This is a genomic window from Ramlibacter sp., assembly GCF_050250995.1.
Taxonomy (GTDB): Bacteria; Pseudomonadota; Gammaproteobacteria; order Burkholderiales; family Burkholderiaceae_C; genus Ramlibacter.
Genome location: NZ_JBFWNP010000018.1, coordinates 28,277 through 41,911, shown reverse-complemented (window position 1 = coordinate 41,911; position 13,635 = coordinate 28,277). Strand labels below are relative to the sequence as shown.

General features: G+C 70.2%; 14 protein-coding genes. 9 read left to right on the top strand and 5 right to left on the bottom strand.

Going from position 1 to position 13,635, the window contains the following annotated elements; genetic code table 11:
• Nucleotides 1-23: 23 nt before the first annotated feature.
• A complete protein-coding gene (locus tag AB7E83_RS13735) occupies nucleotides 24-668 on the top strand; it encodes a response regulator transcription factor (RefSeq protein WP_428570322.1) in 645 nt (214 codons plus the stop codon).
• Here the strand turns inward: AB7E83_RS13735 and AB7E83_RS13730 are convergent.
• The 3 genes from AB7E83_RS13730 to AB7E83_RS13720 all read right to left on the bottom strand — a co-directional run bounded on the left by AB7E83_RS13730 (nucleotide 658) and on the right by AB7E83_RS13720 (nucleotide 6,768).
• Entirely contained in the window at nucleotides 658-4,569 is a 3,912-nt protein-coding gene (locus AB7E83_RS13730) for an AAA family ATPase (protein WP_428570320.1), read from the bottom strand. The two genes, AB7E83_RS13735 and AB7E83_RS13730, sit on opposite strands and share 11 nt — an antisense overlap.
• Before the next feature lie 45 nt (nucleotides 4,570-4,614).
• Entirely contained in the window at nucleotides 4,615-5,571 is a 957-nt protein-coding gene (locus AB7E83_RS13725) for a Bug family tripartite tricarboxylate transporter substrate binding protein (RefSeq protein ID WP_428570319.1), read from the bottom strand.
• A 141-nt stretch (nucleotides 5,572-5,712) separates the two neighbouring features.
• Nucleotides 5,713-6,768: a PQQ-dependent sugar dehydrogenase gene (locus AB7E83_RS13720; RefSeq protein ID WP_428570405.1), complete on the bottom strand. Its 1,056-nt coding sequence runs from the start codon at nucleotides 6,766-6,768 to the stop codon at nucleotides 5,713-5,715.
• 169 nt (nucleotides 6,769-6,937) lie between these two features.
• Here AB7E83_RS13720 and AB7E83_RS13715 point away from each other — a divergent pair, with 169 nt between their 5' ends.
• The 7 genes from AB7E83_RS13715 to soxA all read left to right on the top strand — a co-directional run bounded on the left by AB7E83_RS13715 (nucleotide 6,938) and on the right by soxA (nucleotide 12,230).
• Nucleotides 6,938-7,459, top strand: a complete 522-nt coding sequence (locus AB7E83_RS13715) for a C40 family peptidase (RefSeq protein WP_428570317.1) — start codon at nucleotides 6,938-6,940, stop codon at nucleotides 7,457-7,459.
• Between the two features lie 133 nt (nucleotides 7,460-7,592).
• Entirely contained in the window at nucleotides 7,593-8,093 is a 501-nt protein-coding gene (locus AB7E83_RS13710; protein ID WP_428570315.1) for a (2Fe-2S)-binding protein, read from the top strand.
• Nucleotides 8,090-10,273: a molybdopterin cofactor-binding domain-containing protein gene (locus tag AB7E83_RS13705; RefSeq protein WP_428570313.1), complete on the top strand. Its 2,184-nt coding sequence runs from the start codon at nucleotides 8,090-8,092 to the stop codon at nucleotides 10,271-10,273. The genes AB7E83_RS13710 and AB7E83_RS13705 overlap by 4 nt, the downstream gene beginning before the upstream one ends.
• A complete protein-coding gene (gene soxX, locus AB7E83_RS13700; protein WP_428570311.1) occupies nucleotides 10,266-10,640 on the top strand; it encodes a sulfur oxidation c-type cytochrome SoxX in 375 nt (124 codons plus the stop codon). Before AB7E83_RS13705 ends, soxX begins: the two co-directional genes overlap by 8 nt.
• Complete coding sequence (locus tag AB7E83_RS13695; RefSeq protein WP_428570310.1) at nucleotides 10,637-11,071, top strand: SoxY-related AACIE arm protein; 435 nt, start codon at nucleotides 10,637-10,639, stop codon at nucleotides 11,069-11,071. The genes soxX and AB7E83_RS13695 overlap by 4 nt, the downstream gene beginning before the upstream one ends.
• On the top strand, nucleotides 11,071-11,391 hold the full coding sequence (locus AB7E83_RS13690) for a thiosulfate oxidation carrier complex protein SoxZ (protein WP_428570308.1): 321 nt from the start codon (nucleotides 11,071-11,073) through the stop codon (nucleotides 11,389-11,391). Before AB7E83_RS13695 ends, AB7E83_RS13690 begins: the two co-directional genes overlap by 1 nt.
• A gap of 83 nt (nucleotides 11,392-11,474) precedes the next feature.
• Nucleotides 11,475-12,230 carry a sulfur oxidation c-type cytochrome SoxA gene (gene soxA / locus AB7E83_RS13685; protein ID WP_428570307.1) on the top strand — a complete coding sequence of 252 codons (756 nt, stop codon included), beginning with the start codon at nucleotides 11,475-11,477 and terminating at the stop codon, nucleotides 12,228-12,230.
• Between the two features lie 29 nt (nucleotides 12,231-12,259).
• On the opposite strand, the gene AB7E83_RS13680 is transcribed toward soxA, so the two are convergent.
• Both AB7E83_RS13680 and AB7E83_RS13675 read right to left on the bottom strand, forming a co-directional pair.
• Complete coding sequence (locus tag AB7E83_RS13680) at nucleotides 12,260-12,619, bottom strand: HepT-like ribonuclease domain-containing protein (RefSeq protein WP_428570305.1); 360 nt, start codon at nucleotides 12,617-12,619, stop codon at nucleotides 12,260-12,262.
• Entirely contained in the window at nucleotides 12,616-12,906 is a 291-nt protein-coding gene (locus AB7E83_RS13675; RefSeq protein WP_428570403.1) for a nucleotidyltransferase family protein, read from the bottom strand. Before AB7E83_RS13675 ends, AB7E83_RS13680 begins: the two co-directional genes overlap by 4 nt.
• A 105-nt stretch (nucleotides 12,907-13,011) precedes the next feature.
• Between AB7E83_RS13675 and AB7E83_RS13670 the strand changes: the two genes are divergently transcribed.
• Entirely contained in the window at nucleotides 13,012-13,494 is a 483-nt protein-coding gene (locus tag AB7E83_RS13670; RefSeq protein WP_428570303.1) for a pilin, read from the top strand.
• Nucleotides 13,495-13,635: the final 141 nt, after the last annotated feature.

Here is a 13,635-nt window from a genome sequence, read left to right as displayed (position 1 = left end):
ACAATGAAGAGGAGGACGAGAACATGAAGGCCACCGAACCGCGCGCCGTGCGGGTGGTGCTGGCGGACGATCACGATCTCGTGCGATCCGGCATCAAGGCGCTGCTGCAGATGGTCGATGGCGTCGAGGTCATCGCCGAAGGCCGCAACGGCCAGGAGCTCGTGCAGCTCGTCGAATCGCTCCAGCCCGACGTCGTCATGACCGACATCTCGATGCCGGTGATGGACGGCATCACCGCCATCACGCAGATCCATGCGCGCTTCCCCGGCGTTCGCATGCTCGTGCTGTCGATGTACGACACGGTGGACTTCGTCAAGCGCGCCGTCGCGAGCGGCGCCTGCGGCTACCTGATGAAGGACGCACCGCCCTTCGAGCTGGAGCAGGCCATCCGCAGCGTGATGGCGACCGGCACGTACTTCAGCCCGGCCATCGCGCAGCGCCTGCTGCAGCCCTCGGAGCCGACGGCGAGCGACGAGCTCACCGAGCGGCAGGTCGAGATCCTGAAGCTCATCGCGCAGGGCAAGGCCTCCAAGGAGATCGCGTACGAACTCGGGCTCTCGTCGAAGACGGTGGACGTGCATCGCGCGCGAATCATGGAGCGGCTGCAGCTCGGCGACATCGCGAGCCTGACGCGCTATGCCGTGCGCAAGGGACTGATCAAGCCTTGAGTTCCGGCGGCGGCCGCCGCTCGCCGCCCGCCACGCGCACGGCGTGGGACTGCTGCATGGCAACGACGTTGCGGATGTGCTCCACGTGGCCCGCCAGCGCCGCGAGCTCGCCGAGCAGACCTTCGCGCTCCTCCTGCAGGGCCTGAGCGAGCTGCCGCATGTAGCTGGGCAGCAGTCGGCCCTTGCCGCCGGGCGCGAAGAAGCCGCCCGCGGGCAGTTCCGCTTCCAGCAGACGGCACAGATCGCCCACGCGTGCCGAGCGTGAGTCGCGCACGCGATCGGCGAGAACGTGCGCCGACACGTTCACGCTCGTGAGCACGTTGCCCACGTTGTGCAGCACGTTCGTCGCGATCTGCGCCATGCCCGCGCGCCTTGCATCGTCGAGCTCCTGCGCCTGCGCCCGGCGCAGCAGCGCCGTCTGCTCGCGCACCTGGCGCTCCATGCGCGCGTTCAGGCGCGCGGACTCGAGCGAAACCGCGAGCTGTTCCGCCAGAGTGGTCACCGCCTCGGGGGCAAGCGTCCCGAACGCATGGCGGACGGCGTCGTGTTCGAGGTACAGCACGGCCCGCGGCTCGGCCCCGGCGGGCAGCGGGAGCACCAGCATCGAGCAATGCCGGTGCGCGCGCAGGCAGGGCTCGCGCGAAAAGCGCTCGTCCGCCAGCGCGTCGTCCACCCGCAGGGGCGCGCGCGTTCGCCGCACGTAGCGCAACGCCGTCATCGGCACGCGGTCGGCGGCAAACAGGACGTCACCGCCGTCAACCCAGCCCCGCAGCGGCTCGTCCCACAGCGCCAGGACGGCGCGGGTGGCGCCGGCCATGCAGCATAGAAGCTCCTCGATGCGCGCGGCGAGGCGAGGCGCCGCGCGCTCCGCGCCGAAGATCTGCGCCGCGCGCAGGATGGCCAGCGCATCGATGTCGGCGGACAGGACAACGGGCGGTGGCGTGCCTGGGGGCGGCGTCCGCTCGGCACGCGTCGCGCGCCCCGAGGCAAGCTCGCCGTGGCTCGCGATCCGCAGCCGTACCACTTTCGCCGCCGCCCCCCAGCCGGCGTACTGGCGGCAGGCATCTTCGAGCAGCTGCGCGCCGGAATGGGCCCAGCCCGCGCGCAGGTGCAGGCGCGCCGAGCGCTCGGTGATCAGCGCCTCGTGCCAGGGGCGCGTGGTCAGCTCCACCGCGGCCTGCGCCTCGTCGAACGCCCGCGCCGCGGCGGACAGGTCGCCGACGGCCCAGGCACGCTCGGCGCGCAGGTGCCGGTGCATGTGCCGGAAGTTCAGCGGTGCGTCGACCGCGCGCTGGCGCAGCCACTCGATGCACGCATCCAGCCGCTCCAGTGCGGCCGCGCCGCTGTCCTGCCCACGTGCGGGGTCCTGCAGCTCCCAGGCCGCCGCCAGTCCCGCCAGCCAGTGCGACCAGGCCATCTGGTACAGGGTGAGCGGATAGAAGCCCCGGCCGCGCGGCGGGCGTTCGTCGGGCATCGGCGCGTGGCGCGAGAGCCCCGCCGCGTCGCCGAAGATCGCGCAGGCGATGGCCCGCAGAGCCGCTTCGTAGGGGTTCAGCCAGGCGATCGCGTCCGGGTCCCGCGGCTGCCGCAGTGCGGCCGGCGCCGCCGCAGGGCCGGCTTCGCCGGTCAGGGCGCGGATCAGAGCGCGGTCCGCGGCGCAGCGCGCGATGGCCTGCACATTGCCGGCGCGCACCGAAAGCGTCAGTGCGGCGTCCACTTCGGCGGCGTAGCGCCGCAGGTCGGGGCCGCACTCGAGGAGTCCGATGGCCGACTGCCGCTGGCTGAAACTCGCATTGCGAAGATCGCCCGCCGCCAGCAGGCCTTCGCGCGCCCGTTCCGCCTCCGCGACCGCCCGCTCGAGCGGCTCGAACCAATGCACGCCGCTCAGCACGAACAGGTAGCGCACCAGCGAGCCCTCGGCACTCCAGCCGCGCGCTGCGCACAGGTCGAGCGCCTGGCGCAGCGCGCGGTAGCCCGTCTGCCAGTCGCGGCTGAAGACGATGGCGACGCTGCCGGCGCGACCGAGGCTGCCCGCCAGCGACGCGCAGGGGCCGTGGGCCTCCCAGAGCCGCTGGCTCTCGAAGATCAGCCAGGCCAGCAGATCAATGTCCTTCAGCACGGCGACCATGAGGAGGCGCTCGATCATGCGGGCCGCGGCGACTACGCGCGGGTCCGCGGCCTCGGCGCGCTCCCGCTCACGCTCGAGGTCGAAACCGGCGATCCAGCGCCGCATGCCGTCGAGTCGAGCCGGAAAGCCGGCGTCGGCCGCGAAGTCCGGCGGCGTGCACAGGCCCAGCTCGCGAAGGACATCGAGGCCAAGCGCGATCGCCTCGTGCATGCGGTCGCGGTTGGTGAGGCTGTCGGCCTGCGCGCAGGCGGCATCGATGCGCGCGAGCGCATTCGTGCCGCGACGCTCGATGCGCGCGTACATCTCGTCGGCCTCCTCCAGCCGGCCCACACCCTGCAGCGCGAGGTGGTACTCGATTTCGCAGCGGGCGAGCTCCGCGCGCGCCTGGGGGGCGGCGCCCGCGAGGCGCAGGCCCGCAGCGAGCATGCGGCACGCGGCGAGACTGTTGCCGAGGCGGCGCGCGGCGACCGCGGCCATGCGCAGCAGCCGCGCCGCACGCAGGCATTCTTCCGCGTCCGTGACGGCCGGCGCCGCATCGACGTACTGGTCGGCCGCGACCGCCTGCATGTCCTCGCGCGCGGCCAGCCGCCGCGCCAGCGCGAGATGGAAGCCGGGCCGCCGAGGCGGCGGGATGCTCTCGTACGCGGCGCGCTGCACGCGATCGTGCCGCAGCACCACGGCCACAGTCCCCGCCTCCGTTGCCGTATGCACGAAGCCGGCCGCGACGAGCATTGCGTGCATCGCGTCGAATTCCGACGGCGGCAGGCCGGCGGCGGCACGCGCCACATCCGGCGCGGTGCGCGTGCCGATGCAGGCGAGCGATTGCAGAAGCTCGCGCGCTGGCGGGGGCAGCATGGCGAGGCGCGCTGCCACCATCCCGTCGACCGTGGTGGAGGCCAGGAAGCGCCGGACCGCCGCCGCGTCGCGCAGAACCGCAGGGGCGAAGTCCTGACCGCGCAGGGCCTGCGCGGCTTCCGCCGAATCGTAGGGGTTGCCCGCTGCGAACGGTGCGAGCTCGTGCGCGACGGCCAAGGCACACCGCGCGTCGATGCGAAGCACCGGCGCAACGAGCCGGGCCACCTGTTCGGGCGGCAGCCCCCCGAGCGCGATCGTCTCGACGCCGCTGCCCGCAGCGGTCCAGCGCTCGAGCGCGCCGGCCATCGGGTGCGCGTCCGCGACAGCGTGGCCGCGCACGGCACCGACCAGCAGCAGGCCCGGCAGGTCCCCGGCGGCGAGCACGGCGTCGATCAGCCGCGTGGCGAGCGAGCCGCTCCACTGCAGGTCGTCGAGCGCAAACACGAGCGGGTGCGCGGGCGAGGCGATGGCGCGCAGCAAGCCGATCACCAGACCGACGAGCCGGGCGGCGACGTGCGACGGATCGACCGCCCGGGCGTCAGGCACGTCGCACAACAACGCGCCGAACCCGGGAAGTATGCGCGCGAGGCCCGCCTCGGCCCCGAGCACGCGCAGGAGCCGACCGCGCCACTCGTCGCGCTCCTCCGCGTCGGCCGCATCGAGCAGAAGTTCGCCGAGCGTACCGAGCGCGTCAAGGATGGCCACCGCTTCGCGCTCGTTGTGCTGCTCGAACTTTCCAAGCACGAAGCGCCCGCCGCACGCCCGGGCCCACGGCGCGAGCTGCCGCACGAGCACGCTCTTGCCGATGCCCGCATCGCCGGCGACGAGGACAACGCGGCAGGCGCCGCCCGCGGCGTCGGCGAGCGCCGCGCGCAGGCGCAGCGACTCCGCCTCCCGGCCGATGAGTGCGGCGCTCATCCCCGAGCCCGGCGTGTCGGGGCGCACGACTGCGACCGCCTCCACTCAGTCCGGCTGGATGCCGGCGGCCTGGACGGCATTGCGCCAGGTGCCGAGCTGCTCCCGCAGGGTTTGGCCCATCTCGTCTGGCGTGGACGTCGTCACGTCGATCGCGTGGCGGCCGAATTGCTCGCGCAGGTCCGCACGGCCGAGCGCCGCGGCAAGCTCGCGCGAGACCCGCTCGACAACCTCCAGGGGCAATTTCGCCGGCCCGAAGAGGCCGGCCCAGGCCATCACGGACACCCGGGGCAGCCCGCTTTCCGCGAAGGTCGGCGCCTCGGGCACGAGCGGACTGCGACCCGGCAGTAGCGTCGCGAGGACGCGCAGCTTGCCGTCCTTCGCGTGCGGCAGTACGGCGCCGGCCGCGAAGCTCAGCTGGATCCGGCCCGCGACGAGATCGGTCACGAGCTGGGCGTCGCCCTTGTAGGGGACGTGGGCCATGTCGAGGCCGGACGCCTTGTTGAACTGCATGGTGGCGAGCAAGCTGGTGGCGTTCGCGCTGCCGTAGTTCAGGGCGCCCGGCTTCGCTTTCGCGAGCGCGACGAGATCAGCGAGCGTCCGCGCGGGGACCGACTCATGCACGAACACGAAGAGGCCGAAGGTTCCGATACGTCCCACCGGTGTGAAGTCGTTCAGGACGTCGTAGGGCAGCGACTTGCGCGCGAAGGGCGCGAAACTCAGGCCCGACGATGTGGCGAACAGGAAGGTGTAGCCGTCCGGGGCCGACTTCGCCACATGGTCGCTCGCGATCACGCCGTCCGCGCCCGGCCGGTTGTCCACCAGGACCTGCTGGCCGAGCCCGAGCGACATCTGCTGCGCCAGTGCGCGCGCCGCCGCGTCGGCCGACCCGCCGGGCGGAAACGGCACGACGATGCGAATCGCTTTCGAGGGATATTGCGCCTGCGCGATCTGAGCCATCGCAACCAGCATGAGCGCCGCCGCGAGCCGAAACAAGGACCGCATCGCCACTGCCCCTTTGCGCCAATTTTGCGCAGTCGTATCCTCAGCCGGTCGATCCAAGAGCGATACGGCTTGGGCTCCCCGCGCAAAAGTTAAGCGCTCGGCGCGCGCCGGTCAATCCCCGAATGCCCGCCTCGCGACTTCTCAGGGCTTCACGCGCACCAGCCGACCCTGCCTGCTGTCGGTCACGAGATACAGCAGGCCGTCCGGCCCCTGCCGCACGTCGCGCACGCGCCCCACGCCTTCCAGCCATCTGTGCTCGCGCACGACCTTGCCGTTCGCGAGCTCCAGCCGCGCCAGGTATGAGAACTTGAGCGAGCCCACGAAGAGATTGCCCTTCGTCCCCGCGCCGTAGCGGTCGCTCGTGAGGAAGGCCATGCCCGAGGGCGCGATGGACGGAACCCAGTAGTGCAGCGGCGGCTCCATGCCCGCGCGCTGCGTGATCCCCTCGCCGATCCTGCCGCCGCCGTAGTTCTCGCCGAAGGTGACCACAGGCCAGCCATAGTTGCGGCCCGCCTGCGGCAGGTTGATCTCGTCGCCGCCCTGCGGGCCGTGTTCGTGCGTCCACACGACGCCGTCGGGCGAGAGCGTCGCGCCCTGCATGTTGCGGTGACCGTAGCTCCACGTCTCGGGGAGTGCGCCGGCGCGGCCCACGAAGGGGTTGTCCTTCGGGACCGAGCCGTCCTTCTCGATCCGCACGACCTTGCCGTGGTGGTTGTCGAGGGTCTGCGAGTCGTCCTTGCGCGAGTTGCGCTCGCCGAGGGTGAGGAAGAGCCTGCCGTCGCGCGCCTCGACGATGCGGCAGCCGAAGTGAAAGGTGCTGTTGACCTTCGGGCGCTGACGAAAGATGACGCGGACGTCTTCGAGGCGCGTGTCGTCGGCCGAAAGTTTCGCGCGCGCCATCGCAGTGCTGTTGCCCCCATCGCCCGGCTCGGAGAAGCAGAAATAGAGCGTGCGATTCGAGGCGAAGCCGCTGTCGAGCACGACGTCGAGCAGGCCGCCTTGCCCTCGTGCCGCGACTTCGGGGACGCCCGCGATCGGCGCACCCAGCCTGCCGCCCGCGACCAGGCGCAGGCGGCCCGGCCGCTCCGTGACGAGGAAACGGTCGGGTCCGAGAAAGGCCACGGCCCAGGGATTCTCGAGCCCGGACACGACCGTTTCGGCCTCGACCGCGCAAGCCGAGGACACGGCGGCCATCATCGAAAAACCGGCCGCAATACTGACGAGCTGGTGACGCTTCATTCGACCCCCTTTTACGAATCAACAGTTTACGGCGGCTTCCTCGCTTGACTTCTCCAGTCGCGCCCCGTTAAGCTCCGGCCCCATGTCCCTGCGTTGGCTCAACACTGGCGTTCTCCTCGTTTTCCTCATGAGTGCCGCGCATGCCGCGCCGCCGGCCACGGCCGAGGACGACATCGGCCGCTTCATCGCCGACAAGGGCCTGCTCAACCGTCTCGAGCAGGTGCGCGCCACGGTGGCCGAACGCACCTCCGAACTCGTCTTCAACGCCATGGGATTCCTGGGCGTGCCCTATCGTCGCGGCGGGAACACGGCGGACACGGGCTTCGACTGCAGCGGCTTCGTGAAGGCGATGTACGAGCAGACGCTCGGCCTCATTCTGCCGCGCCGTGCCGACGAACAGGCCGCCGCCACGCAGAAGATCGACCAGCGCGAACTCCAGCCCGGCGACCTCGTGTTCTTCAACACGATGCGCCGCGCTTTCAGCCACGTCGGCATCTACGTCGGCGAAGGCAAGTTCATCCATTCGCCCAAGCCCGGCGCGCAGGTGCGCGTCGAAGACATGGGCGTGGACTACTGGACGCGCCGGTTCGACGGCGCGCGCCGCGTGGTGCCGGCGGGCGCCGACACGGCGGCCCGCACGTCGAACTGACGCGGGCGTCCCGCGCGCGACGCCGCGCGGCTCCACCTCCTCGATTACCCTGAGCCGAGCCGCCCACCCGCGGCTTAACATCCGCGCGTCCGCGAGCCGGGGCGCTTGCGAAACGAAGAGAGGTGTTCACGCCATGGCGAAACTGAACGTGAATGGCACGGTGCGCGAGTTCGAAGCCGAACCCGACACGCCGCTGCTGTGGGTGCTGCGCGAGCAGCTCGGCCTGACCGGCGCGAAGTACGGCTGCGGCATCGCCGCCTGCGGCGCCTGCACGGTGCATGTCGACGGCACGCCCACGCGCAGCTGCGTGCGCCCCGTCTCCACCGTCGCCGAGACCGAGAAGATCGTCACCATCGAAGGCCTGTCGCGCGACGGCTCGCACCCCGTGCAGCGCGCCTGGGTCGCGCTCGACGTGCCGCAGTGCGGCTATTGCCAGACGGGCCAGATCATGGCGGCCGTCGCCCTGCTCAAGGACAAGCCGCGGCCCACCGACGCCGACATCGACGACGTCATGAGCAACATCTGCCGCTGCGGGACCTACAACCGCATCCGCGCGGCGATCCATGCCGTGGCCCGCGGCGAACTGCGAAGCGCGGGGCTGGCGATCCAGCACACGGACGGGAGCGTGACATGAACCCGGTCCTTCCCCTCGATCGCCGGCAGGTCCTGAAGGGCGCCGCCGCCGCGGGTTTCGTCCTCGGCTTCCACATTCCCTTTTCGCGCGAGGCGTTTGCACAGGAGGCCGCGCCCGAGCTCAACGCCTGGGTCGTCGTCAAGCCCGACGAGACCGTGGTGATCCGCATCGCGCGCTCCGAGATGGGCCAGGGCACGCTGACCGGCCTTGCCCAGCTGGTCGCGGAAGAACTCGAATGCAACTGGTCGCGCGTGACGACCGAGTACCCCACGCCGGGGCAGAACCTCGCGCGCCGGCGCGTGTGGGGCAACTTCTCCACCGGCGGCAGCCGCGGCGTGCGCGAGTCGCACGACTACGTTCGCAAGGGCGGCGCGACCGCGCGGACGATGCTCGTGCAGGCGGCCGCCAACGAATGGAAGGTGCCCGCCGCCGAATGCCGCGCGGCCAACGGCATCGTCACCCACGTGCCGACGAACCGCACGCTGTCGTACGGCAAGCTCGCGCCGCTCGCGGCGAAGCTGCCGCCGCCCGCCGAGGTCGCGCTGAAGGATCCGAAGGACTGGAAGCTCGTGGGCAAGCGCGTCGCGCGCCTCGACACCGTCGACAAGGTGACGGGCCGGCAGATCTTCGGCGCGGACCTCACGATGCCCGGCATGCTGAATGCCGCGATCAAGGACTGCCCCGTGTTCGGCGGCAAGGTGAAGAGCTTCAATGCGGCCGCGATCCAGAACCGGCCCGGCGTGAAGAAGGTCGTGCAAGTCGGCGACAGCGCGGTGGCGGTTGTTGCGGACACATGGTGGCGCGCGAAGACCGCGCTCGAGGCGCTCCCCATCGAATGGGACAACGGACCGAATGCGAAGGAGTCGAGCGCGACCGTCGCGGCCGTGCTCCGTGCCGGGCTGGATGCGCCCGAAGCGGCCGTCGGCAACAGCAACGGCGATGCGAAGGCCGCGCTGGCCTCCGCCGCGCGCGTGATCGAGGCGGTGTACGGCTATCCGCACCAGAACCACGCGACGATGGAGCCGATGAACGCCACGGCCCGCTGGACGCCGCAGCGGTGCGAGGTGTGGACGCCGACGCAGAACGGCGAAGCGGCACTCGCCGCCGCGTCCGAAGCGGCCGGGCTGCCGCCCGCGCAATGCGAGGTCTACAAGATCCACCTGGGCGGCGGCTTCGGCCGGCGCGGCGCGGTGCATGACTGGGTGACGCAGGCGGTGAGCATCGCCAGGCAGATGCCGGGCGTGCCGGTCAAGCTGCTGTGGAGCCGCGAGGAAGACATGCTGCACGGCCGCTTCCATCCCGTCACGCAGTGCAAGCTGCGCGCGGGGCTCGACGCGCAGGGCAACGTCACCGCGCTGCACATGCGGATCTCGGGGCAGTCGATCCTCGCGGGCGTGTTTCCGCAAAACATCCGCAACGGGCTCGACCCTGTCGTGTTCCAGGGGCTCAATCCGCCGGGGCCGGAGGCGTCCATCGGGTACAGCTTCCCGAACCTGCTGATCGACCATGCGATGCGCAATCCGCCGGTGCCGCCGGGCTTCTGGCGCGGCGTGAACCTGAACCAGAACGCGATCTACCTCGAGTCCTTCATCGACGAGATCGCGGCGGCGACGCGGCAGGATCCGCTGGCCTTGCGGCGCAAGCTGATGGCGCAGCATCCGAAGCACCTCGCGGTGCTGAACGCGGTCGCGCAGAAGGTGGGCTGGGACCGCCCCGCGCCCGACGTGAACGGGCAGAAGGTGTTTCGCGGCCTGGCGCAGACGATGGGCTTCGGCAGCTACGTCGCGGCCTGCGCCGAGGTGTCGGTGAATGCGGAGGGCGAACTGAAGGTGCATCGCATCGTCGCCGCCACGGACTGCGGCCACGCGGTGAATCCGCAGCAGATCGAGGCGCAGGTCGAGGGCTCGTTCGCCTACGGACTGTCCGCGGCGCTCTTCGGCGAATGCACGCTGAAGGACGGCCGCATGGAGCAGGACAACTTCAGCACCTACCCGGTCGTCCACATGCGCCACATGCCGAAGGTCGAGACGGTGATCGTGCCGAGCGGCGGCTTCTGGGGCGGCGTGGGCGAGCCGACCATCGCGGTCGCGGCGCCGGCGGTGCTGAACGCGATCTTCGCGGCGACGGGCAAGCGAATCCGCGACCTGCCTTTGTCCAAGCACAGCCTGAAGCGTGCGTGACCTTCGGGCGTGGGGGTTCGTACTGGCGCTTTTCGCCGCGGTCCCGGCCGCGGCCGAAGGCGACCCGGTGCGCGGCCGTGCCATCGTCGCGAACCGGCAGGTGGGCCTGTGCCTGCTGTGCCATCGCGCGCCGATTCCCGAGGAGCGATTCCAGGGTGACCTCGGCCCGGACCTCGCGGGCGTGGGAAGCCGCTACACGACCGACATGCTGCGGCAGCGCATCGCGCAGTCGCCGCGCGACAGCATCATGCCGGCGTACCTCCGCAGCGATGGCTTCGAGCGCGTCGGCGCACAATGGCGCGGCCGGCCGATCCTCACGCCCCAGCAGGTCGACGATGTCGCCGCCTATTTGTCCACCCTGAAATGAAGCGTCGCGAAGTCATCGCCCTGCCTGCCGCGCTGTGCGTCGGCGCCACGTGGGCGCAAGGCAACCAGCTGGCCGAAGCCATTGCCGAATTCACGCAGGGCCAGCCCGTGCAGCGCGGCCGCCTGAAGCTCGACGTCGCGCCCCTTGTCGACAACGGCAACACCGTGCCGCTCGCGGTGGCGGTCGACAGCCCGATGACGGCCGCCAATCACGTCGTGTCGATCGCAGTGTTCAACGAGAAGAATCCGCAGCGCGACGTGGCCCGCTTCACGCTCGGCCCGCGCGCCGGCAAGGCGGCGGTGGCGACGCGCATCCGGCTCGCCACGAGCCAGAAGCTCGCGGCCATCGCACGCATGAACGACGGCACGTTCTGGTCCGACACGGTCGACGTCGTGGTCGTGCTCGCCGCATGCATCGAGGGCGAGAGCTGATGGCGCGCGCCCTCGTCACGGTGCCGCCCTCGCCCCGAAGAGGCGAGCCGATGGAGATCCGCGCGCTGATCCAGCATCCGATGGAGACCGGCTACCGGCCCGGCGCGGACGGCCGGGTGCTGCCGCGCGACATCCTGCGGCGCTTCACCTGCCGCTACAACGGCGAGCTGGTGTTCGCGGCGGAGATGTTCCCCGCGGTGTCGGCGAACCCCTATCTCTCGTTCTGGACGCTGGCCGTCGACAGCGGCGTGCTCGAATTCGAATGGCAGGGCGACAACGGCTTCGCGCAGGTGGAGCGCGTGACGCTGAGCGTGGCGTGAGGCGATTGCCATTGCGCATCGGGGATCGCGTGCAGCTCATGCGCCTCACGCGTTTCGCCAGACCCTTGCGGGTGACTGCCCTCGTGTCCGTCACCCTCGCGCTCGGCTGCGCGGCGCCCTCGACCGACGTGAATCCATCGAATGCCGCGCGACGATCCGGATTCGAGGACATGGGCGCGAGCACGCAAGCGATGCAGCGGGACGACTCCGGCAACCCTGCGATGCTCTGGGTTCGTGAAGGCGAGCAGCTATGGGCACGTTCTTCGCCGGACGCACGCGCGTGTTCGTCGTGTCATGGCGAGCTGAAGTCGATGCGCGGCGTCGCGGGTCGTTATCCGGCCTACGACGCGCACTCGCACCGCCCCGTGAACCTCGCGACCCGCGTCAACCTCTGCCGCGAGCGCCATCAGCAGCAGCGCCCGTGGGCCGCGGAGAGCAACGAACTGCTGTCGCTCGAAGCCGCCATCGCCATGCAGTCGCGCGGCCTGCCGATCACGCCCTCGCGCGACCGCCGGCTCGTGCCGTATCGCGAACGCGGCGCCGCCCTCTTCTCGCAGCGTATCGGCCAGTTGAACCTCTCATGTGCCCAATGCCACGACGAGCGCGCGGGCCTGCGTCTCGCCGGCAGCGTGATTCCTCAAGGGCACGCGACCGGCTACCCGATCTACAGGCTGGAGTGGCAAGCGCTCGGCTCGCTCAGCCGCCGCCTGCGCGGCTGCATGACAGGCGTGCGGGCTGAGCCGCTCGCGCATGGAAGCGTCGAAATGGTGGAACTCGAACTCCACCTGATGTCGCGTGCGGCGGGCATGGCGTACGAGGCGCCTGCAGTCAGGCCCTGATCCACGGACGCCCAGCGTCGACCGCGCATCTATCGACTCTCCGAGTCATTCCGCACTTCGATCAGTTGTTGCAAGAGCTGGGGAAGCGACACCTGCAACGTGTCCCAAACAAGATCGAGGTTGAGGTCGAAATACCCATGCGCGATGCGGTTGCGCATGCCGCGCATGCTCCGCCACGGCACGCCGGCATGCGCCTGTGCGAAGTCTGCGTGAAGTTCAAGAATTTTCGTTGCAGCCTCGCCCACGATGATCATGTTCATGATCGCGGCCTGCTGCGTGCGCCTGTCCCGCAGAAACTCATCCTTGCTCATCCCGGCAACAAAAGAGCATGCCTCCGACGCTGCCCTTTCCATATGATCGAGATAGTCGACCAACCGGTTGGCGCTCACACTCTCCTCGCCTCCGCCACCACCCTCTCCCTGAACCGGGTAGGCAAGTCTGCGGGCGTCAACACATCGACGTGGACGCCGAGCAGTGATTCGAGTTCATCTTGCAGTCCGCCCAGATCGAACAAAGTGGCGCCAGGAAGGACGTCCACGAGCAAATCGAGATCGCTGCCCTCCTCGTCGGTTCCATGCAGCACCGAACCGAACACACGCGGATTTGCGGCGCGGTGCCGCGCCGCCGCTTCGCGTACGGCGTCGCGTCTCAGGTCGAGGGCAATGGATGGTCGCATGGTGGGCTCGATCGTCAGGAGGCCCAATGATGATAAAGGATCACTCCGGACACCCGATGGATGTCTCGTTCGATCGCTTGGGTATGACCTACTAAGATCGCCCGCATGCGAGACTCCTCCGCGGGCGGCTTCACGCTGCTCGAACTGATGGTGGCCATCGGCGTGGTGGCGATCCTCATGCTGATTGCGCTGCCGACCTACTGGGACCGCGTCGTGCGCCAGCAGGTCAACGAGGCGCTGCCGCTGGCCGAACTCGCGAAGCCAGCGGTCGAGCTGGCCTGGCGCATGGGGCAGCCGCTGCCGGCGGACAACTCGGCTGCAGGCCTTCCGGTCGCCGACAAGATCGTGAACCAGGTGGTGAGTTCGGTGACGCTCGACAACGGCGCGATCCACATCGCCTTCGGCAATCGCGCTCACAACGCGCTCAAGGGCAAGACGCTCACGCTGCGCCCGGCCGTGGTCGAGGACGCGCGAATCGTTCCGGTCACTTGGCTGTGCGGCATGGCGCCGCCGCCGGAGAAGATGACGGCGCAGGGCACCAACCGGACGGACGTGCCCCGCGAACTGCTGCCGCCGCGCTGCAGATAGCGCCCGCCGTGCGGCGGTGGTCCATACGCAAGACCCCAGGTTCCTTGCCGGAATGGCACGCGAAGGGGCGGCGAGGACAAGGTCCGGCCTACAATTCCGCGCATGGCCGCCCGTCACCTCCACGCCAACAACTTCGCTGCC

Coding starts and splice junctions, on each gene's coding strand:
- AB7E83_RS13675 (WP_428570403.1), bottom strand. CDS start 12,906: ATGCGACCATCCATTGCCCTCGACCTGAGACGCGACGCCGTACGCGAA.
- AB7E83_RS13730 (WP_428570320.1), bottom strand. CDS start 4,569: ATGAGCGCCGCACTCATCGGCCGGGAGGCGGAGTCGCTGCGCCTGCGC.
- AB7E83_RS13690 (WP_428570308.1), top strand. CDS start 11,071: ATGGCGCGCGCCCTCGTCACGGTGCCGCCCTCGCCCCGAAGAGGCGAG.
- AB7E83_RS13715 (WP_428570317.1), top strand. CDS start 6,938: ATGAGTGCCGCGCATGCCGCGCCGCCGGCCACGGCCGAGGACGACATC.
- AB7E83_RS13735 (WP_428570322.1), top strand. CDS start 24: ATGAAGGCCACCGAACCGCGCGCCGTGCGGGTGGTGCTGGCGGACGAT.
- AB7E83_RS13725 (WP_428570319.1), bottom strand. CDS start 5,571: ATGCGGTCCTTGTTTCGGCTCGCGGCGGCGCTCATGCTGGTTGCGATG.
- AB7E83_RS13720 (WP_428570405.1), bottom strand. CDS start 6,768: ATGATGGCCGCCGTGTCCTCGGCTTGCGCGGTCGAGGCCGAAACGGTC.
- AB7E83_RS13695 (WP_428570310.1), top strand. CDS start 10,637: ATGAAGCGTCGCGAAGTCATCGCCCTGCCTGCCGCGCTGTGCGTCGGC.
- AB7E83_RS13710 (WP_428570315.1), top strand. CDS start 7,593: ATGGCGAAACTGAACGTGAATGGCACGGTGCGCGAGTTCGAAGCCGAA.
- AB7E83_RS13670 (WP_428570303.1), top strand. CDS start 13,012: ATGCGAGACTCCTCCGCGGGCGGCTTCACGCTGCTCGAACTGATGGTG.
- AB7E83_RS13705 (WP_428570313.1), top strand. CDS start 8,090: ATGAACCCGGTCCTTCCCCTCGATCGCCGGCAGGTCCTGAAGGGCGCC.